Genomic DNA, 20,300 nt, shown 5'->3' with positions numbered 1-20,300 from the left:
ATCATCTATTAAAAAGGAGAGGTTTTACTTGCGAGAGAAACTAGTGCTTATTGGGAATGGTATGGCAGGAGTTCGAACGTTAGAAGAGATTCTGAAGAAAGATCCTGAACGCTTCAGTATGACAGTTTTTGGAGAAGAACCGCATCCGAATTACAACCGGATTATGCTATCTTCGGTTCTGCAAGGGGATTCTACTGTTGATGATATCGTTCTAAATTCATATGAGTGGTATGCAGAGCACAATATTACGTTGCATACTGGTGACCCCATCATCAAAGTCGATACGAAAAAGCAAGTCGTCTACAGTCAAAGCGGTCTAGCCTGTACCTATGATAAATTGATTTTTGCGACAGGGTCGAATCCGTTCATGCTACCTTTACCTGGTGCTGACAAAGAAGGCGTCATTGCGTTTCGTAATATCAAAGATTGCGAGACGATGATTGAAACGTCTAAGAATTATAAGAAGGCAGTCGTCATCGGTGGTGGTCTTCTGGGACTTGAAGCAGCACGTGGCCTCCTCAATTTAAACATGCATGTTGATGTGATTCATATTAGTGACTTTTTAATGGAGAGGCAGCTTGATGAGCCAGCTGGGAAAATGCTACAAGAAGAACTAGAGGCTCAAGGAATGACATTTCACCTGAAGAAAAATACGGAAAAAATTCTTGGTGAGAAGCGAGTGGAAGAGGTTCGTTTTACAGACGGAACGAGCATTGATACCGATCTTGTCGTCATGGCAGTTGGGATTAAACCGAATATTGAGCTTGGAAAGAAGAGTGGTTTGAAAACGGAGCGAGCAATTGTCGTCAATGACTACATGGAGACAAGTGCTGAGAATGTGTATGCAGTAGGCGAATGTGCAGAGCATAGAGGGATCGCCTACGGATTGGTTGCTCCCCTTTATGAACAAGGGAAAGTGTTAGCGGCACATATTTGCTCAACGGAAAAAACATCTGAGCCTGGTTATCAAGGTTCGATTGTGTATACGCAGCTAAAGGTGTCGGGTGTCGATGTGTTCTCAGCAGGCATGTTTCAAGATAATGAGAAAACAAAAGCGATTCGCGTTCATGATGAATTTGAAGGCCTGTATAAAAAAGTGGTCGTTCAAGATAACAAAGTCGTCGGGGCCGTCCTTTTTGGCGATACGGGAGACTCTCCTCGCTTACTGAATATGATGAGAAGCGGGGAAGATATTTCTCAAATGAGTAAAGTGGCGATCTTACCTTCTGAGAGTGGATCAGAATCCAAAGTGAGTCCAGTCGTGGCGATGGCTGATGGGGAAACGATTTGTGGCTGTAATGGGGTCTCAAAAGGAGAGATCTGTTCGGCGATTTCAGACCAAGGATTAACCACAGTGGACCAAGTGAAGCTATGTACGAATGCAGGAAGGTCTTGCGGGGGCTGTAAACCACTTGTTGCAGATCTCCTAGCTCTCACAACAGGTGAAGAAGTGGGTAACGCAAAAGAGGCGATGTGTGGTTGTACGGAGTATACGCATGAGGAAGTCGTGGCTGAGATTCGCGAGCTTGGCTTGTCGCATCCTCGAGAGGTGATGAATGTACTCGGCTGGGAGTCAGACGAAGGTTGTTCGAAGTGTCGGCCGGCCATAAATTACTATTTACAAATGGTTGATCCGATTAAAAATGCCGATGATCCGTCTTCTCGTTTTGTCAACGAGCGCGTTCATGCCAACATCAATCACAATGGAACGTTTTCAGTCGTACCTCGAATGTATGGTGGCGTCACCAACGCTGAGCAGCTTCGTAAAATTGCTGATGTTGCGGATAAGTATAGTATCCCTTTGCTGAAAGTGACTGGTGGACAACGAATCGATATGTTTGGGGTCGAAAAAGAAGATCTTCCTAAGGTATGGGATGATTTAGGGATGAGATCAGGTTCAGCTTATGCGAAAGCTCTTCGTACCGTCAAAACCTGTGTCGGTGAGCAGTTCTGTCGCTTTGGTACACAGGATTCAATCGGACTTGGAATCGAGCTTGAGAAGAAATTTGAATACATCAATACCCCTCATAAAGTGAAGATGGCTGTCTCTGCTTGTCCCCGAAATTGTGCCGAGTCAGGAATTAAGGACTTTGGTGTAGTTGGTGTCGAAGGGGCATGGGAGCTGTATGTTGGGGGAAATGGTGGAGTTGATCTTCGAGGTGGCGACTTATTCTGCAAAGTGAAAACAAAGGAAGAAATCATTGATACGATCAGCGCCTTTCTTCAATATTACCGTGAGCATGCGAGGTACTTAGAGCGGACGTCTCATTTCGTCGAGCGAGTTGGTCTCGATCATATGAAGGAAGTCGTGCTTGAAGATACGGAAGGTCGCAGGGAGTTAATTGAACGATTAGAAGTCGCCCTAGCAACAGGGAAGGACCCTTGGAAAGAAATTATTGAAAACAAAGATAAGCAAAAAGAATACGAGAAAAAACAAGTGACGTTGGTCTAAGGAGGGGTAAAATGAGTACAGTAAACAGTGTGAATAAGGTGCTAGTAGCAAAAAGCAATGATTTATCAGTGGGGATTGGAAGACGAGTGCAAGTAGACGGAATTGAAATCGCCCTCTTTAAACAAGAAGATCAGAGTATCCACGCGGTCGAAAATAAATGTCCTCATAAAGGCGGCCCTTTATCAGAAGGCATTGTCAGTGGCGAGCACGTCTTTTGTCCGCTCCATGACAGAAAAATTAATGTGCGCGATGGACTCGTTCAAGCCCCGGACCATGGTTGTGTGAAAAGATATGACGTCGAAACGGAGGGTGAGAACGTCTTTATTTTTATCGACTAAAGGGATTGTAAAAGGAAGCTGACTCATTTGAGCAGCTTCTTTTTTCGTTTGAAGGGATCTTCTTGCTTAAATAGTGTGGCAATCAGACCGATAATAAAGAAAAAAGCGTCTGCCGCGGAGGTGCCGTATGGAAATTCAAAGTTCAGCTACATCACAAATTCCAGACTGGTCGAAAAAAACGACATCCGAAAAAAAACCGAGTGATCTCATCCAAAAGGGGATTGAGAACGTACGAGAAGAGCGAAAGCAATATCACTCAAAGGAGTTACTTGATGACCAGGTAGAGAGCATGAATGAGCTGTTAAAGTCGAGTTTAACCTCAGTGAAGTTCAATGTTCATGAGGACTTGGATCGCCTTTATGTGCAAGTGGTCGATCTTGAAACGGAAGAAGTCGTAAAGGAAATCCCACCTGAACAGTTTCTAGATATGGTAGCCTCGATGCTCAAGCATGCCGGATTAATTGTCGATGAGCGAATTTAATTCTTAACTCTGCCAAAATCTAGCCGATATAAACAATGTATCATCACCATAAGGATATCGATTGGAAAGGGTGACGTTAGATGGCGACAAATATGCAGTCAGCTTACAAACAAAATGCAATGAAAACAGCTTCCCCAGGGGAGTTAACATTGATGTTATATAATGGATGCTTGAAATTTATCAAATTTACACGTGCGGCAATGGAAGAGAATAATTTGGAAAAGCGCAATCTTAATTCAACAAAAGCTCAAAATATTATCCGTGAGTTAATGGTTACTTTGAAAACGGACAATGAAGTCGGTCAGAACATGATGCGGATGTATGATTACATTTTAAATCGTCTAGTAGAAGCGAATGTGAAAAATGATCCAAAGGCGCTAACAGAAGCAGAAGAGCTTGTTGTTGAGTTCCGTGACACATGGAAAGAAGTGATTATGCTTGATCGTAAGCAGCGTCACGGTGCTGGTGGACAAGCGTAATGTCTGTAGTCAAAGAGCTTTACGTGGCGACAAGTTCACTCTATCAGTTTGCCTTAGAGCCTCTTCCGGAAGACGATGATGCCCGTGATCAATTTATCGCACGCATTGATAAGCAGCTTGCTAGTCGCGAGGCGCTTATTATGAAAATCGAGCGGACCTCTCTAACGGAGAGTGAGAAGAAGCTTGGAGATGAACTGGTGAAATTAAACGAGAAGCTGAACGTGCGGCTTTCGGTAATTCGTAGTGACATTCAAGCCAATCTTTCCGAGCTGAAAGTGAAGAAGCAGACAGGAAGAAGATATGAAAATCCTTACGACGGCCCCACCGCTGATGGTGTGTTTTTTGATAAGCGAGGGGTGTAAGGTGAGCGCAGGTTCCTGATAGGGACTTGCGCTTTTTTGGTTTGCGTACTGTTGGTGATATCTTCCTTTCGTTTATGATTGGCTAGGTTATACTATGAAAAAGGAATGTTGAAGGAAGTGATGGTTTATGTTGAAAATGTCTGACTCGATAGAAGAGGCGATTGCCCTTTTTTCGTCTGAAGGAAATGAGTACTTGGAGGTTCGAAATGACGATGGAGAGGTCATCGGATTGCTTACTTTGAGTGCGTTAAATGAAGCGATTCAACAAAAGGGGATTGACCATTCAATTGAACGTTTAATTGACCGGAAGGACTTAATCGAATTGCAGCCACTTCCTAAGACGATCGAAGAAAATGACTATTCCAAGCTCATTCAAAGCCATGTCTTTGAAGAAATTATTCATTCCCTCTATGACGGTGTCTACATCACGAATCAAGATGGCGTGACAGTAGCTGTTAATCGGGCGTATGAACGGATTACAGGGATCAAAGCACAAGAAGTGGTTGGCTACCATATGGAAGACCTTGAAAAAGCAGGATTCATTTCAAAGTCTGTCTCTATTGAAGTGTTAAAAGAGAAGCGTCCGATCACGAGAATGCAAACGATTAAAAATGAGCGGAAAATCATTGTCTCAGGGACCCCCATCTTTGCAGAAGATCAACAAGTGTTATACGTGATTAATAGTGTTCGAGATATTACAGAACTATTGCGCTTAAAGCATGAGATCGAAGAATTGCAGCAGGTAAAGTCACTTCGCCAAAGTGCAAAAGATATGAACAGTGATATGTATCATGAGATTCTGCATTCATCGATTATTAGTGAAGAAACGTTTGAGATCTATGAGCTAGCAGAACGTATCGCTAAAACAGATGTGAAAGTCTTGATCCAAGGGGAAACGGGTGTAGGTAAGACGTTAATTGCCAAGTTTATTCATGAAAAGAGCAACAGAGTAAAGCAGCCTTTTTTTGAACTGAATTGTGGAGCCCTTCCTGCAGCATTAATTGAAGCAGAGCTTTTTGGCTATGTGGCCGGGGCATTTACGGGGGCTTCTGCAAAAGGGAAAAAAGGATTAATGGAATTAGCTCATGAAGGAACGCTCTTTTTAGATGAAATAGGTGACTTACCGCTTGAACTGCAAGTGAAATTATTAAAAGTCGTCGAAGAAAATAAATTTATTCCTGTTGGGTCAACCGAGGTAAAGCATGTTGATGTCAGGGTGATTGCCGCATCTCACAAAAATTTAAAAGAGATGGTGGCTCAGGGGACGTTTAGAGAGGACTTGTATTATCGATTAAGTGTGGTACCTTTGACGATTTCTTCCTTACGCCATAGAAGAAAAGAGATTATTCCACTTATCGATTACTATTTAGAAAAATGCAACGAAAAATATGGCTATGACAAGCAATTCTCGCTTGAGGCATTGGATACGTTATCAGAATACCGTTGGCCGGGGAATATTCGTGAATTAATCAATGTAGTGGAACGGCTAGTCGTGACAACAAAAGATCCTGTTATTGACGTGCAGCATATTCCTGAAGAATGTCGTACTTCCTATAAGGACCACCTGGATACTGAAGAGATTCTCCCTTTAAAAACGGCGATATCGAAACTGGAACGAGAGTTAATTATGAGAGCATTGAAGAAATATAAAACGACTCGAAAAGCAGCCGAAGTGTTACAAGTGAGTCAGTCAACGATCGTTCAAAAGATGAAAAAGTGGGAACGTGACGAGTAGAATTTTAATCAATTTCTTTATTTTGATTAGTATTCTACTCAAAAAATACAGCTGGAAAAATACTCCTTTATCGTGAATGCACTTCTCTGATCTTTATTTTCTAAATATTTTAAACGTTGGCACGTCTCTTGCATTTAACAAAAGCAAGAAGGAGGCGTATGCATTGAATATCTCAACATTTAAAAGTGCGAATAAGTTGATTACAGGTGAAGGGTCAACTGAAAGATTACTAGAAGAAGTACAAAGGTTAGAGATGAAAAATCCATTAATTGTAACGGATCAAATCCTAGTCGAGATAGGCGTCGTTGAAACAGTTCAATCTAAATTAAAAGGCCTTACAAGTGATATATATAGTGGAGTAAAGCCTGAACCTGAGATTATGCTCGTGGAAGAATGTACATCTATTTTTAAAAAGGGAAATCATGATGGAGTCATTGCCGTTGGGGGAGGAAGTGCTCTTGATATAGGGAAGAGTGTTTCTGTATTTGCCAACTACGACGGGGAAATTGAAGAACTGTTTGGGACCGATCTTGTTCCGGAAAAAGGGTATCCGATCATTGCGATCCCGACAACAGCTGGCACAGGTTCAGAAGTGACGAATATTGCCATTCTTTCTGATAAACAAGCCCAATTAAAAAAAGGAATTGTAAGCGACTACATGTTGCCAGATGTAGCGATTGTGGCTCCTGAAATGACGCTTACGATGCCGCCATCTGTGACGGCTGCGAGTGGGGTCGATGCGCTTGTTCATGCGATTGAGGCTTATATTTCGGTTAATGCTTCTCCGATCACCGATTCCTTGGCCATTGGAGCAATGAAGCTTATAACGGAGAATCTACCAAAAGCTTATGCCAACCCGAACCATATGAAAGCACGAGAAAATATGGCAACGGCGAGTTTAATGGCAGGGATGGCGTTTGGAAATGCAGGAGTAGGAGCGGTTCATGCTCTAGCATATCCTCTTGGTGGGAGATACAACATCCCTCATGGAGTAAGCAATGCTCTTTTGCTCCCATATGTGATGGAATGGAACAAAATTGGATGTCTCGAACGATTTAGAGATATTGCGATTGCCTTAGGTGAAAATGTAAGAGAGCTTTCAGATAGACAAGCTGCTGACGTAGCAGTTAGTGCGATGAAGACTTTGTGTGAGGCTGTTAATATCCCAAGTGGATTACGTTCATTCGACGTGCCAGAAGACGACATTCCATCGATGGCGGAAGATGCAAGTAAAATTGATCGCCTCTTAAAAAATAATCCTCGATTGTTCTCGGTTAAGGACATTGAGTTGATCTATCAATCTGCGTATTAAAAGGTAAGGGGGGATAGAGATGTTATGGAAGAAAAGAAAAGATGGTGAAGAAACACCTTATACGCCGCTTGGTCCGTTTAAATTAAGGTTGCCTTTTCTTCATTACAGATTTGAGTTGCCTGATTACTTCCAAGGCTTACTCATGTGTGCGGTCGATTTAGCTGCGATTCCATTAATGGTTCAATACTTAGGAATGCCATTTGAAGTGGCATTAGCAGTCGTTATTTTAAATGGATTATTGTATTTAACGCATCATTTACTTGGGGATCCTGTCGTACCAGGCTGGATTACACCAGCGATTCCATTGATGATTTTATTTGTAACGCAATTTCCTGAAGGTGATGAGAGGATCTATGCATTGATCGCCTTTCAATTGACCTTAGGGATATTCTCGATATTCCTCGGCGTGACAGGACTAGCTAGTAAAGTCGTGAAATTAGTTCCGAATGCTTTAAAAGCAGGTGTCATTTTAGGAGCAGGTTTTGCAGCGGTCATTTCTATTTTTGAAGTGGGAGGACGCTTCGAGTTATTTCCGATCACGATCAGTATTACTTGTGTAGTAGCTTTTTATCTTATTTTCTCCAAACATTTCGCCAAGCTGAAAGCAAGGGGTGGCGTATGGCGTGTTCTTGCTAACTTAGGGATTTTCCCGATTATCTTATTAGCGATCTTTATTGCGCCGTTAGCGGGTGAAGCATCTTGGCCGCAAATTCAGTGGGGATTCAGTAACCCTGATTTTGCCACTTTGTTCACGGAGTTTACTGTATTTGGGTTAGGTTTTCCGCCATTGATGATGTTTATCTCTTCAATTCCGACTGTACTCGCTACGTATATCGTGTTATTTGGTGATGTATTGCAAAGTAAAGCACTTGTTAGTGAAGCAGATGAGATTCGAAAAGATGAAAAAATCGATTACGACCCGAACCGTGCTCATTTAATTTTTGGTGGTCGTAATGCGACGATGGGAATCTTTGGACCGGACATTGTGATGTGCGGACCGTTATGGGCAGCGATGCAAGTCGTGGTCATCGAACGGTACAAAGACGGAAAGAAAGCCATGCATTCTATTTTTGGTGGATCTGGTTCATTCCGCTGGGGAACGAATACAGGACTTTTATTGTTACCGGTCGTTAGTTTAGTCGAACCAATTCTTGGGGTTGCTCTGGCTTTAACCCTTCTTATTCAAGGGTATGTAAGTGTTCGCGTAGGAATTATGCAAGCAAGAAGTCAACGTGATTTAGGGGTTGCAGGTATTATAGGTGCCGTTCTTGCCACGAAAGGTGCAACATGGGCCTTCGCAGTAGGAATCATTCTTTGTCTAGTTGTCTACGGAAAAGATTTCTTTAAAGGTGATGACGAAAAAGAAGAATTTGAATATGAGCGTACGAAAAAAGCTCAATGATAAATAGAGGAGTGGGTATGATGAAACACTATCAGCATTTTATCAACGGTGAGTGGGTAGGTCATGAATCAGAAGCGATTGAAGTGACGAATCCAGCTACAGCAGAAGTGATCGCAACGGTTTCAAATGGAGGAGAGTCGGAGGCGAGGGAAGCAGCAGATGCAGCTTTTGACGCGTTTCAAGAATGGTCACATTATTCAGCTTACGAACGTGCGGAGCTGATTAGAAAATGGCATGATTTGATCGATCAAAATAAAGAAGAAATTGCTAAAGTGATGACTCGTGAACAAGGGAAGCCCTTTAAGGAAGCCTTAGGAGAAATGAATTATGCAAATGGATTCTTCGCTTGGTATGCAGAGGAGGCCAAGCGTATTTACGGTGAAACGATTCCAGCAACCCAGCGAAACAAGCGATTGTTTGTTCATAAGCAACCGGTCGGAGTGGTCGCCGCGATCACGCCATGGAACTTTCCAGCTGCGATGATTACAAGAAAAGTGGGGCCAGCATTAGCGGCTGGATGTACTGTTGTTTTAAAGCCGGCTAATTTAACACCTCTTACCGCGATTAAGATGGTCGAACTTGCTTCAGAAGCTGGAATTCCTAAAGGAGTCATCAATCTTGTGACGGGTAATTCAAGGGCAATCGGTAAGGTGTGGTTAGAGGATGATCGAATTCGCAAGCTAACGTTTACCGGGTCAACGGAGGTTGGTAAAACGTTACTAAAAGGAGCAGCAGACACGGTGAAGAAAGTGTCGATGGAGCTCGGAGGACATGCCCCTGTGATCGTCCTTAAAGATGCGGATCTAGATAAAGCCGTCGAAGGAGTCATTGGGTCGAAGTTTCGAAATGCAGGTCAAACATGCGTCTGCTCGAATCGAATCTATGTTCATGAATCAATTCACGAGCCATTTATCCAGAAGCTAGTGGCTAAAGTAAGAGAGCTACGCATAGGAAATGGACTAGAAGAAGGGATCGATATCGGGCCTCTTATTGATAAAGCTGCTGTTGAAAAGGTCCAAAAGCATATTGAAGATGCAGTTAAACAAGGAGCTAAAATCGAGGTAGGAGGTAATCTCGTAGGTCAGCTCTTTATGGAGCCAACGGTCTTATCTCAAGTGAACGATGAAATGATCTGCATGACCGATGAAACATTTGGTCCACTTGCACCTGTGACTACTTTTAAAACAGAAGAAGAAGTCATCAAGCGTGCCAATGATTCAATATATGGACTGGCTGCTTATGTGTTTACCGAAAACATCACACGTGGCATCCGTATGACTGAAGCGCTTGAGTATGGAATCATCGGGTTGAATGACGGTCTGCCATCAACTCCGCAAGCGCCATTTGGTGGTTTTAAACAAAGTGGCATCGGACGAGAGGGAGGTCATTACGGCCTAGACGATTATTTGGAAATTAAGTATGTTTCTCTAGGGCTTTAATGGGGAGCGAGTAAGGCGACGACCCGAGTAAAGGATACTTTTCAAAAGTGTCCTCTATTCGGGTTTTTCATGTTTCTAGAAACAATGACTATAGGTGCTTATGCTTTTTTGTGGAATCAAACAGAGAAATAAAAAACCACTCTAATTAGATTAAATATTCTAAAAATTGTTTGACTTAGCTTGCTTGATGGAATATATTATTAATAACACCACTGGAGAATATAATTAATAAATAAAAGAAATCCACTAAAAAATCAAAAAAAATTAGTGTTTTAATGGATAATTAATAACAAGGTGTTAGTAAAGGTGATGTCATGAAAATAAAAAACCAAGATTTTTTGAAAAAAGAAAATCATCATTTAGTTTTAAGCCTGATTTTAAATGAGGGTCCGATATCGAGGGCCAATATAGCAAAACAAACTGATATGAGTCCGACTTCTGCATCAAGAATTGTAGCTTCCCTGTTAGAAATGGATCTCATTAAAGAGATCAATACCACTAATAGAGGGGTTGGGAGGAAAGCGAACTACTTTATTCCAAATGAAAATGCCGTCTTTTCGTTTGGTGTAGAGATAGATAAGGAGCTTATTCGAATTGGAGTAATGAATTTTGTAGGAGAACTCCTAATGCAGAAATCATACAAACATGAAAATAGAGATCCAATGAAAACTATTCATTTCATCGGAGAAGAAATTAAACAGATTATCGAGGTTAAATCTTTAGAAGAAAGTCGGATTGCAGGAATTTGTATTGGGTTGCCGGGTGTTATTTCTCATGATTTAGGTTATGTTGAATTATCTGCACAACTTGAATGGAAAAACATAAACTTATCCAGCTTACTTCAAGAGAGAGTTAACTTACCTGTTTATGCTGACAATGAACTGAAATTAAAAGCGCTTTCAGAGTATAGCCAGATTGCTGATCCGACAATTGATAGTATGGTAATGCTTGGATTTGGGAGTGGCGTTGGCTCTGCCCTTATTAATAAAGGAGAAATTTTTCGTGGGAAAGCGAATTTTTCTGGGGAAATAGGACATACAATTGTCGACCCTTTTGGAGTCTATTGTCCATGTGGTAACTTTGGTTGCCTGCAAACGTACATTGCTGAATCTTTTTTGCTGGCTGAAGCGTCGAAAAAAAAGAAACTCATGAGTATTCAAGAGTTAGTTGATGAAGCTGAAAATGGGGAAAGTTGGGCAGAGAATATTCTTAATAAAGCAGTTACTTATACAGCCGTCACTATAAATAACATAGTGTGTACCTTTAATCCAGATGTGGTTGTATTAGCCGGGAGTCTTGTAGAAAATTACAATCCAATAAAAGAACGCATACTCGATAAGTACAAGAGTATGGTTTGGCCAACTGCGAAAGGTACGTTTGAAATGCGAATAACTGAGACAGGAAGTTTAGGAGTAGTTATGGGAGCTGCAAAAAGTGTCCAAAACAAATTTATTAAAGATATTGATCTGATAGGGGAGCTTAGTAAATGACTTATACTACATTGGTACAGGAATTTAGGGCAGGGCTTCTAGAGAATACACACCAAGGATTAGTATGTATTGTCGATGAAAAGAAAAGAATCGTTTACTCCCAAGGTGATACCAGTCAGTTGGTCTTGTATCGATCGGCGATGAAACCGTTGCAGGCTATACCGGTATTTAGTTCTAATGTTATCCGAGATTATCAACTTACGAAAAAGGAAGCTGCATTGTTCACTGCATCACAGCGAGGAGAGCTCTATCAACAAGAAAGTTTACAGAGTCTTATTACAAAACTTAACTTTCCAGAGGAAATTCTAGTCTGTGGACACAGCTATCCATTAAATGAGGAACCAAAGATAAAGTACATTTGCGAAAACAAGCCAAAGAGAAAGCTTTTACATAATTGTGCTGGTAAGCATTTAGGATTTCTTGCTTACTGTAGAGACAATGGGTATCCATTATCAGGCTATGAAAAAATAGCACACCCACTACAACAAGAAATCCTTCAATATGTAGCTGAGCTTGCAGAATTACCTAAAGAAAAACTTGCTACAGCGGTTGATGGTTGCGGAATTCCAGTCCATGCTGTCCCTCTAAAAAATATGGCAACTTCCTATTTGAAATTTGCTGTTCCAAATCTAATAATTGATACTCCTACAGCTAATGCAGTTGTTAATATAACCAACACGATGAATGCACACCCAGAGATAGTAGCTTCTCATAATTTTATTTGCACTGCTTTGCTGAAGGATAACAATATCGTAGCTAAAGGGGGTGCACAAGGAGTTTATTGCTTAGCATTAAAAGAAGAGAAGATAAGTATCGCCATCAAAGTACTTAGTGGCACTGAATTACTTTGGCCTCTCATCGTCGCAAGATTATTAGAAAAAATAGGTTACAAAAATCGAGAAACGATCGACAATCTTTTATCAATTAGATCCAAACATATCTTAAATGATGACGGTGACATCGTTGGAGAAACAAAGATTTTATTATAAGGGGGATTTTATGTGGGGAAAAAATTAGGGATGTTTATGTTTATCTTTATTGTATTATTGCTAATTGCCTCAGGGTGCTCAAATGAAAATGTAGAAGGGAATGTCTCCAACGAAAACAATGAGGGGGAAAATGGAGTTGTGGAAACTGATAGGAGCAATGATATTACCATTGCTATTGATCAGAACTTTATTACATTGGATCCGCATGATGCAGGAGATACCGTATCTATTTTTGGTATTCGGTCGATGTATGAAGGACTCGTAGGTTTTGATGAAAATATGGATGTAGTTCCAGTGTTAGCAGAGGATTATGAGGTGAGCGAGGATGCGCTTGAATATGTTTTTACATTAAAAGAAGGTGTTACTTTCCATGATGGAGAGCCATTTAATGCTGAGGCTGTAAAAGCCAACTTTGAAAGAGTAATAGAGGAAGAACTGAGAGCTGCTCGTAATCTTCAATATTTAGAATCTATTGAAGTTTTGGGTGAGCATGAAATCAAATTCACATTAAGTCAGCCATTTGGTGCGATGATGAATAAGTTTGCCATGATCCCTATTGCAAGCCCAAAAGCGTTCATGGAATCAGAAAGCAACTTTGCGTTAAATCCAGTTGGAACAGGCCGTTTTATGTTTGATGTATGGAATCAAGGAGATTCGTTAACTGTAACTAAGTACATGGATTACTGGGGAGCAAATGATATTAATATAGAGAAGGTGACATTCAGGCCAGTACCTGAAAATGGGGCTCGTGCAGCGATGCTTAAAACAGGTGAAGCAGATTTTGTTTACCCTGTACCTCAAAACAACGTGAGCGAGTTTGACGGAAGTGAAGATGTAATTATAGAAGAAACTCCTTCTACCATTGCAAGATATGTGTCTATTAACACATTTAAAGAACCTTATAACGATGAAAGAGTTCGTCAAGCAATGAACTATGCCGTTGATAAAGATGCATTTTTAGCAGTTGTAAAGAATGGATACGGTGATTATCTTGATTCTACTATGTCGTCTCAAACCCAATATTATTCTAAACAGGAGTCATACGCTTTTGATCTAGAGAAGGCAAATGAACTAATGGCTGAAGCTGGTTATGAAAATGGGTTTGAAGCAGAAATTTGGGGTAACACAAGCTCAGAAACTAGTACGGGGATGCAATTTATTAAACAACAACTTGCTCAAATTGATATCGATGTCGAAATTAAATCAATGGAAGAGGGAACGCTTTCTGATGAAATATATACTCCTGACACACCAGAAGAAGCTAAACTGCAAATGTGGTATGTAAGCTGGTCACCATCTTCTGGTGATGCGGATGGAGCCACTCGTTCTTTGTTCCACAGCGAATACTTCCCGCCAAACGGTGCTAACACTGCTTATTATAATAACAGTGAAGTGTCTGAATGGATTGATGCAGCAAATAGTACAGTAGATCAGAATGAACAACAAGAAATTTACGCAAATATTCAAAGTACTGTTTATAAAGATGCTCCCTGGATTTTCTTAGGAACAGACACGATTTTATCTGGACACAAGAAAGAACTCGAAGGAGTATATGTACTTCCTGACGGTTCAATCAGCATTACAAATGCTAATTTAAAATAATTAAATGAGGGGGGCTGAGCATATCAGCCTCACCCTTTAATTAAAGGTGTGATTACAATGTGGAAATACCTAATTAAACGAATCGTAGCTTTAATTCCTCTCTTGCTCGTTGTATCTTTTGTTATTTTTATGTTTATTCATTTAATTCCCGGTGATCCAGCTCGGCTCATTGCTGGTAAGGAAGCAACATTAGAGGAGATTGAGGCAATAAGGGAAATTCTTGGTTTAAATCAGCCGTTAATGCAGCAATATTTAACTTATTTAAGTTCATTACTTTCAGGTGATTTAGGTTTTTCTGTTAAATCAGGAGCTCCTGTTAGTAGTTTAATCGCAGATAGGATAATGCCAACGTTAGGACTTACTTTTCTAAGCATTACTTGGGCACTTATAATCGGTATTTTATTAGGAGTCGTTTCAGCTGTATTTCGTGATAAATGGCCTGATCGTTTAGGGATGTTAACCGCAGTTTCAGGGATATCCTTACCTAACTTCTGGGTTGGATTAGTCTGTATTCAATTGTTTTCTGTGCACCTTGGACTCTTTCCGACAGGGGGAGCTGACGCAGGGTGGAAAAGTTACATATTACCATCTTTTGCATTAGGTGCAGGTATCATGGCGATGATTGCGAGGTTTACAAGGTCCTCATTAGTTAACACATTAAAGCAAGATTATATTCGTACAGGAAGAGCAAAGGGTCTCAGCGGAAGAACGATTATTTTTAGCCACGCGCTAAAGAATTCTTTAATCCCTGTGATTACTGTGGCAGGTCTTCAATTTGGATTTTTACTTGGCGGGTCTGTTGTCGTGGAAACAGTATTTAGTTTTCCAGGATTAGGGAGATTGCTAATTGATTCTATACATTTCCGTGATTATCCAGTTATTCAAGCATTAATTTTATTTTTCTCCGTTCAATTTATTTTAGTCAACTTACTAGTTGATATTTTATACAGTCTCTTCAATCCGAAAATTAGGTATGAGTAGTTAAATATAGGAGGTGAACAACCTATGAAGAACATGCCGTTGGAAACTTCTCATACGCCTGTTGTTACTGATAGAAAATCAAGAGGCCGTTGGTATGACTTCTGGAAATCTTTCAGAAAAAAGAAACCGGCGTTACTTTCTTTGTATTTCATTATTTTATTGCTCGTGTTAGTAGCAGTGGGCCCATTACTAACTCCATATGATCCTGCAGAACCAAATTATTCAAACCTACTCGAATCTCCATCTTCTAATCATTTTTTTGGGACAGATGAATATGGAAGAGATATTTTATCAAGGATCATTGCTGGTGCTCAGATTTCCTTATCTGTCAGTGTCTCAGCAGTATTGCTCGGGGCTACCGCTGGAACCATACTAGGACTAGTCAGTGGTTTCTTTGGAAAGTGGGTGGATAAAGCAATTATGAGATTTTGTGATGTGTTATTTGCTTTTCCTGATTTGATATTGGCAATTGGAATTGTAGCAATTTTAGGTCCAGGCTTGAGGAATGTAGTTGTAGCCATCGCGTTTTTTAGTCTCCCTTCATTCGCTCGTATTGTAAGAGGAGCAACACTGGAAGTGAAAGAAATGCTTTTTGTAGAATCTGCAAAGTCTATTGGAGCTAGTAAAAGAAGGATCTTATTTAAGCACATCTTTCCGGAAACGGTTCCAATTATAATCATCTATTTTACGATGAATGTAGGGACAGCTATTTTATCTGCAGCAAGCCTCAGCTTTCTAGGACTTGGCGCAGAACCTTCTTCTCCGGATTGGGGAGCGATGTTGAGTATGTCAAGAGATTATATCGGATCTTCCTTCCATCTAGTTTTCTTCCCAGGTTTAATTATTTTCCTCACCGTGCTTGCATTTAATCTTTTAGGTGATGGCTTGAGGGATGTATTGGACCCTAAAACCAAAAGTTAAGGAGATGGACCAAGGATGAGTAAAATGCTAGAAGTAAAAAATTTAAAAACGGGTTTTAGAAAAGAAGAACACATTCAGATGATCATCAGTGGAATAGATTTTGAGATTCACGAAGGTGAAATCGTGGGACTGGTCGGTGAGTCTGGAAGTGGGAAAAGCGTAACATCTCTATCAATTATGAGACTCTTGCATGATACTCCAGGAGAAATTATGAGCGGGGAGGTTATCTATAAGGGGGTTGATTTGTTAGCACAGTCAGAATCGAAAATGAGGAAATACCGGGGCAAGGAATTAGCAATGATCTTTCAGGAACCAATGACTTCTTTAAATCCTGTTTTAAAAATAGGTAAGCAACTTATGGAAATCATCACACTACATATGAAGATGTCAAAGAGAGAGGCTAAAGCTCACGGGATCAAGATGCTTGAATTAGTAGGGATTCCAAGAGCCAAGGATATTATGGAGGAATATCCGCATCAGCTCTCCGGTGGAATGCGACAAAGGGTCATGATTGCTATGCAGATTTCCTGTAACCCCTCCTTACTGATTGCTGATGAGCCTACCACTGCTTTAGATGTTACAATACAAGCTCAAATTTTGAACTTGTTAAAGGAAATTCAAGAGAAAACTCAAATGGGGATATTACTAATTACTCATGATTTAGGAGTAGTCGCTGAAGTTTGTGACCGGGTTATCGTTATGTATGCAGGTAGAATTGTAGAAGAAGCTACAACGGAAGAGTTATTTGAAAACCCAAGGCACCCATATACCCAAGGCCTTATAGCATCAATCCCCAAAATTGGATCGAATCAAAAGAAACTAAATTCCATTCGGGGAACTGTTCCTAATCCAAGTGATATGCCAAATGGATGTAAGTTTGCACCTAGATGTTCAAAAGTAATGGAAGTTTGTCTTGAGAAGGAACCCGATTTGCTCTCAATGGGTAGGCGTGCTTCAAGGTGTTGGTTAGAGACAGAAATAGAGGATTTTGGAGAGGAGGTTTCGGTATGTCAAGAGAGATATTAGTTGATGTGAAAGATGTTCAAAAGTATTTTCCTCTTAGTAAAGGTTGGTTTAAAACCAAAAGCTATGTAAGAGCTGTAGACAACATATCCTTCTCAATTAATAGAGGAGAAACATTTGGATTAGTTGGTGAATCCGGATGTGGCAAATCTACAACAGGGAGACTAATAAATGGACTGATAAAAGCTGACAATGGTGAAATTTTTTTTGATGGGAAAAACCTCCTCGGTCTGCCCGAGAAAAAATGGAAGAAATACAGACAAAAAATGCAAATGGTTTTCCAAGATCCTTTTGCGTCTCTAAGTCCAAGAATGAGAGTAAAAGATATCGTCATGGAGCCATTAACCATTCATTTTCCTAAAATGTCTAGTAAGGAAAAATTAGAGAGGGTAATTGAATTACTAGGAAAGTGCGGAATAGATGAATTCCACTTAAATAAATTCCCCCATGAGTTTAGTGGAGGACAAAGACAAAGGATTAGTATAGCTCGTGCACTTATTTTACAGCCGGAATTAATCATAGCAGATGAAGCAGTATCTGCTTTAGATGTTTCTATTCAATCACAAATTCTAAATTTAATGAAGGATCTACAGGATGAATACAAACTTACTTACTTATTTATCTCCCATGATTTAAGTGTCGTTGAGCATATTAGTGATCGGGTGGGTGTAATGTATTTAGGGAATTTAGTAGAAGTTGCTCCTAAAAGTAAAACATTTAACGACCCTAAGCACCCTTATACGAAGTCTCTATTATCATCTATTCCTAAACCGGATCCAAAATTGAAGAGAAAAAAAATTCTTCTTAGTGGTGAGATACCAAGCGCTTCTAACCCCCCTAGTGGCTGTAAATTTCATACAAGATGCCCTGTAGTGATGGATGTTTGTAAGAAAAAAGTGCCACAAGCTGTCAATTTGGGTGAAGGACATTCAGTTGCATGTCATTTATATTAAGCAGAATTTTGTTGAATACCATGAAAAGCGGACATTTCAAATAATAGATTTACTTGTTTCTTAGACCAGTTCGTAGTTCGTAAAATAGATTTTTTATTAAATGTATCCGTTTATAAGACCTTTTATCTAGATAAAATCTATATTTTAATGGAATCTCGTTTTTAAAGTTTACTTTTAAAGGGGTTAATCTAGTGAATGTTCAAATCGTTTTGGTAGGTTCTTTATCAGAAATCCCTAAATCATATCGTAATGAAAACATTTTTTTGTTTGGGAAGACTTTGTTTGTTCATAAAGAGAATGAAGCATATTTATATTTAGGCACGAAAAAAGATAGAATTACAAGGGAAGATATACGCTATTTAGGCGGCCATACTCGTAGACAAATAAACAAATGGAATGTAGAAGAAGTCAATATGGATTTCCAGAGCTTGTTAAAACTAGCCAAAGAAATGAACGAAAAGGAAGTTGTAACTTGCTTTTTAGAAGGCTGGTATTTAGCAGGGTACAACTTTAACAAATATAAGCAGAAAAATGTAAATAAACAAATGTCGCAGCTCAAAATGAAGGGTGAAAGTTATGATACTTGCAATGATATGGCAATTATTCGTTCTCGTGCGATAAATACTGCTCGAGATTTTTGCAATGAACCTGCGAATAAACTGACACCGGAAATCTATGTAAAGAGATTAAAAGAGATGTTTGAAGATACAAAGGTGGAAGTAGAAATAATAGATATAAATGGTCTAGAAGACGCTGGTTTTCACGCCGTACATGTAGTAGGTAAAGGGAGCAGTAGATCACCATATGTCGCTATATTAAGGTTAAATAATGGAGCGGGTGACCCTATTGCATTAGTTGGTAAAGGAGTCACCTTTGATTCTGGCGGAACGAACGTGAAAACAGGAAGAGATATTGGTGAAATGAAAATGGATATGGGCGGAGCTGCAGCAGTCACTGGAGCGATTCAACTGCTTTCAGATCTTGATTACAAAGGAAATCTCCTCGCCGTCATTCCTCTTGTAGTAAATGTAGCCGGAGAGGAAGCGTACCTCCCTTCTGATGTAATTACTTACAGGAACGGATTGACTGTAGAAGTAGGAAACACAGATGCGGAGGGGAGACTTATTCTAGCAGATGCCATTTTATATTCCACAGCTGCTAAAGCAAAATACATTATTGATATTGCAACCCTTACTGGAAGTATTGGGCATGCCCTTGGGTTGAAAAAAGCTGGGATTTTTTGTGATGATGAAGATAGACTGTGGGAACTAAAAGAAATAGGAGCTCGTTCTGGCGATTATGTTTGGCCCATGCCATTGGTTGAAGATTATCAATCATTATTGAAAAGTGATACAGCTGATTTAAATAATATGAGTGCGTCCATATATGGAGGAGCGATTACTGCTGCGATGTTTCTTAAGAACTTTGTTTCAGATGATTGTCGGTGGATTCACATTGATATGGCAAATACTGTTCGTCCATGGAAAGAAGAATGTTACTATACTGCAGGAGCATCTGGCTTTGGCGTAAGATTATTGGCAGAATTAGTTCAATGTGAAAGGATTAGCGATGTTAATTGAAGTGATTGTTCAAAATGAAAGAGAAGCAATGGAAGCGGAGGAGTTGGGAGCTGACAGGCTTGAATTAGTTTCCAGCATAGAAGAAGGTGGCTTAACCCCTGCCTATAGCACAATGAAAAGAGTAGTAAGAAGTGTATCTATTCCAGTTCAAGTTATGATACGCCCTCATAGCCGGAACTTTTTTTATGAAGAGGCTGATAAAGCCACTATTTCTAAGGATATCTATGAGTTACTCAGTCTTGGAGGAAATCGAATTGTACTAGGTGCACTTAATAAAGATTACACAGTGGATGAGTCGTTATTAGACGAGGTTATTCATTATTACGATGAATTGGATATAACTTTTCATCGTGCCTTTGATCATGTTGCATCTCAGATAGAAGCGTACAAGATATTAGTGTCCTATAAGAAGAATATACAACGAATACTAACCTCTGGTGGTGAAAGTAATTGCTGGAAAGGGAGAGATCGATTAAGAAAGTTGGTTGAATTATCGCTGGAACTTAATGGGCCGGTAATTATCCCAGGAGCAGGACTTACGGGGGAGAACTTTGAAAAAATTCATGCTTGTGTTGGCGCAGAAGAATATCATTTCGGCAGTGGCTTGCGTAAGAATCGACTTTTTGCAGAAGGGTTTGACAAAAACACATTCTATAAAATAACAAATATAAGTAGAGAAAAGTAACATTCTCAAATGTATAAAGAAGAAAAAGATTTTATTTATTAGTGAGCTATTGGAAAAAACACAAGGTTAATTGTTA

General features: G+C 40.0%; 18 protein-coding genes. All 18 read left to right on the top strand.

The features are described 5' to 3' along the window. The first annotated feature begins 28 nt into the window (after positions 1 to 28). The 18 genes from nirB (at position 29) to RYX56_RS07770 (ending at position 20,224) form a co-directional block, all read left to right on the top strand. A complete protein-coding gene (nirB, locus tag RYX56_RS07855; RefSeq protein WP_317121521.1) occupies positions 29 to 2,452 on the top strand; it encodes a nitrite reductase large subunit NirB in 2,424 nt (807 codons plus the stop codon). A gap of 11 nt (positions 2,453 to 2,463) precedes the next feature. Continuing rightward, positions 2,464 to 2,790 carry a nitrite reductase small subunit NirD gene (gene nirD / locus RYX56_RS07850; protein ID WP_317121520.1) on the top strand — a complete coding sequence of 109 codons (327 nt, stop codon included), beginning with the start codon at positions 2,464 to 2,466 and terminating at the stop codon, positions 2,788 to 2,790. A gap of 127 nt (positions 2,791 to 2,917) precedes the next feature. Continuing rightward, positions 2,918 to 3,271, top strand: coding sequence for a flagellar protein FlaG (locus tag RYX56_RS07845; RefSeq protein ID WP_317121519.1), 354 nt, complete (start codon positions 2,918 to 2,920; stop codon positions 3,269 to 3,271). A gap of 80 nt (positions 3,272 to 3,351) precedes the next feature. After that, positions 3,352 to 3,750, top strand: a complete 399-nt coding sequence (gene fliS / locus RYX56_RS07840; protein ID WP_317121518.1) for a flagellar export chaperone FliS — start codon at positions 3,352 to 3,354, stop codon at positions 3,748 to 3,750. Continuing rightward, on the top strand, positions 3,750 to 4,112 hold the full coding sequence (gene fliT, locus RYX56_RS07835) for a flagellar protein FliT (RefSeq protein WP_317121517.1): 363 nt from the start codon (positions 3,750 to 3,752) through the stop codon (positions 4,110 to 4,112). Before fliS ends, fliT begins: the two co-directional genes overlap by 1 nt. 127 nt (positions 4,113 to 4,239) lie before the next feature. After that, complete coding sequence (locus RYX56_RS07830; protein ID WP_317121516.1) at positions 4,240 to 5,847, top strand: sigma-54 interaction domain-containing protein; 1,608 nt, start codon at positions 4,240 to 4,242, stop codon at positions 5,845 to 5,847. A 163-nt stretch (positions 5,848 to 6,010) separates the two neighbouring features. Continuing rightward, positions 6,011 to 7,159: an iron-containing alcohol dehydrogenase gene (locus tag RYX56_RS07825; protein WP_317121515.1), complete on the top strand. Its 1,149-nt coding sequence runs from the start codon at positions 6,011 to 6,013 to the stop codon at positions 7,157 to 7,159. Between the two features lie 19 nt (positions 7,160 to 7,178). Then, entirely contained in the window at positions 7,179 to 8,561 is a 1,383-nt protein-coding gene (locus tag RYX56_RS07820; RefSeq protein WP_317121514.1) for a hypothetical protein, read from the top strand. 20 nt (positions 8,562 to 8,581) lie between these two features. Next, positions 8,582 to 10,000, top strand: coding sequence for an NAD-dependent succinate-semialdehyde dehydrogenase (locus RYX56_RS07815; RefSeq protein WP_317121931.1), 1,419 nt, complete (start codon positions 8,582 to 8,584; stop codon positions 9,998 to 10,000). A 314-nt stretch (positions 10,001 to 10,314) separates the two neighbouring features. Next, positions 10,315 to 11,490 carry an ROK family transcriptional regulator gene (locus RYX56_RS07810; protein ID WP_317121513.1) on the top strand — a complete coding sequence of 392 codons (1,176 nt, stop codon included), beginning with the start codon at positions 10,315 to 10,317 and terminating at the stop codon, positions 11,488 to 11,490. Further along, positions 11,487 to 12,479: an asparaginase gene (locus RYX56_RS07805; RefSeq protein ID WP_317121512.1), complete on the top strand. Its 993-nt coding sequence runs from the start codon at positions 11,487 to 11,489 to the stop codon at positions 12,477 to 12,479. Before RYX56_RS07810 ends, RYX56_RS07805 begins: the two co-directional genes overlap by 4 nt. A gap of 30 nt (positions 12,480 to 12,509) precedes the next feature. Beyond that, positions 12,510 to 14,081, top strand: a complete 1,572-nt coding sequence (locus RYX56_RS07800) for a glutathione ABC transporter substrate-binding protein (protein WP_439108477.1) — start codon at positions 12,510 to 12,512, stop codon at positions 14,079 to 14,081. Between the two features lie 57 nt (positions 14,082 to 14,138). Further along, the gene (locus tag RYX56_RS07795; RefSeq protein ID WP_317121510.1) at positions 14,139 to 15,062 is read left to right on the top strand and encodes an ABC transporter permease; all 924 of its coding nucleotides are present in this window, start codon (positions 14,139 to 14,141) and stop codon (positions 15,060 to 15,062) included. Between the two features lie 33 nt (positions 15,063 to 15,095). Beyond that, a complete protein-coding gene (locus RYX56_RS07790; RefSeq protein ID WP_439108476.1) occupies positions 15,096 to 15,983 on the top strand; it encodes an ABC transporter permease in 888 nt (295 codons plus the stop codon). 15 nt (positions 15,984 to 15,998) lie between these two features. Continuing rightward, positions 15,999 to 17,009: an ABC transporter ATP-binding protein gene (locus RYX56_RS07785; RefSeq protein ID WP_317121508.1), complete on the top strand. Its 1,011-nt coding sequence runs from the start codon at positions 15,999 to 16,001 to the stop codon at positions 17,007 to 17,009. Next, positions 16,991 to 17,959 (top strand): ABC transporter ATP-binding protein, encoded by a 969-nt coding sequence (locus RYX56_RS07780; protein ID WP_317121507.1) that lies wholly within the window; start codon positions 16,991 to 16,993, stop codon positions 17,957 to 17,959. Before RYX56_RS07785 ends, RYX56_RS07780 begins: the two co-directional genes overlap by 19 nt. A gap of 191 nt (positions 17,960 to 18,150) precedes the next feature. Next, a complete protein-coding gene (locus tag RYX56_RS07775; protein WP_317121506.1) occupies positions 18,151 to 19,539 on the top strand; it encodes a leucyl aminopeptidase family protein in 1,389 nt (462 codons plus the stop codon). Next, positions 19,529 to 20,224, top strand: a complete 696-nt coding sequence (locus RYX56_RS07770) for a copper homeostasis protein CutC (RefSeq protein ID WP_317121505.1) — start codon at positions 19,529 to 19,531, stop codon at positions 20,222 to 20,224. The genes RYX56_RS07775 and RYX56_RS07770 overlap by 11 nt, the downstream gene beginning before the upstream one ends. Positions 20,225 to 20,300 lie beyond the last annotated feature (76 nt).

It is taken from the genome of Alkalihalophilus lindianensis (assembly GCF_032843265.1).
GTDB lineage: Bacteria > Bacillota > Bacilli > Bacillales > Bacillaceae_D > Alkalihalophilus > Alkalihalophilus lindianensis.
The sequence above is the reverse complement of the archived record's forward strand: the minus strand, read 5'-3'. Positions and strand labels throughout refer to the sequence as shown.

Excerpts from the sequence above, each read along its gene's own strand:
- nirD (WP_317121520.1), top strand. The coding sequence starts at position 2,464 with ATGAGTACAGTAAACAGTGTGAATAAGGTGCTAGTAGCAAAAAGCAAT.
- RYX56_RS07845 (WP_317121519.1), top strand. The coding sequence starts at position 2,918 with ATGGAAATTCAAAGTTCAGCTACATCACAAATTCCAGACTGGTCGAAA.
- fliS (WP_317121518.1), top strand. The coding sequence starts at position 3,352 with ATGGCGACAAATATGCAGTCAGCTTACAAACAAAATGCAATGAAAACA.
- fliT (WP_317121517.1), top strand. The coding sequence starts at position 3,750 with ATGTCTGTAGTCAAAGAGCTTTACGTGGCGACAAGTTCACTCTATCAG.
- RYX56_RS07830 (WP_317121516.1), top strand. The coding sequence starts at position 4,240 with ATGTTGAAAATGTCTGACTCGATAGAAGAGGCGATTGCCCTTTTTTCG.
- RYX56_RS07820 (WP_317121514.1), top strand. The coding sequence starts at position 7,179 with ATGTTATGGAAGAAAAGAAAAGATGGTGAAGAAACACCTTATACGCCG.
- RYX56_RS07815 (WP_317121931.1), top strand. The coding sequence starts at position 8,582 with ATGAAACACTATCAGCATTTTATCAACGGTGAGTGGGTAGGTCATGAA.
- RYX56_RS07810 (WP_317121513.1), top strand. The coding sequence starts at position 10,315 with ATGAAAATAAAAAACCAAGATTTTTTGAAAAAAGAAAATCATCATTTA.
- RYX56_RS07805 (WP_317121512.1), top strand. The coding sequence starts at position 11,487 with ATGACTTATACTACATTGGTACAGGAATTTAGGGCAGGGCTTCTAGAG.
- RYX56_RS07800 (WP_439108477.1), top strand. The coding sequence starts at position 12,510 with ATGTTTATGTTTATCTTTATTGTATTATTGCTAATTGCCTCAGGGTGC.
- RYX56_RS07795 (WP_317121510.1), top strand. The coding sequence starts at position 14,139 with ATGTGGAAATACCTAATTAAACGAATCGTAGCTTTAATTCCTCTCTTG.
- RYX56_RS07790 (WP_439108476.1), top strand. The coding sequence starts at position 15,096 with ATGCCGTTGGAAACTTCTCATACGCCTGTTGTTACTGATAGAAAATCA.
- RYX56_RS07785 (WP_317121508.1), top strand. The coding sequence starts at position 15,999 with ATGAGTAAAATGCTAGAAGTAAAAAATTTAAAAACGGGTTTTAGAAAA.
- RYX56_RS07780 (WP_317121507.1), top strand. The coding sequence starts at position 16,991 with ATGTCAAGAGAGATATTAGTTGATGTGAAAGATGTTCAAAAGTATTTT.
- RYX56_RS07770 (WP_317121505.1), top strand. The coding sequence starts at position 19,529 with ATGTTAATTGAAGTGATTGTTCAAAATGAAAGAGAAGCAATGGAAGCG.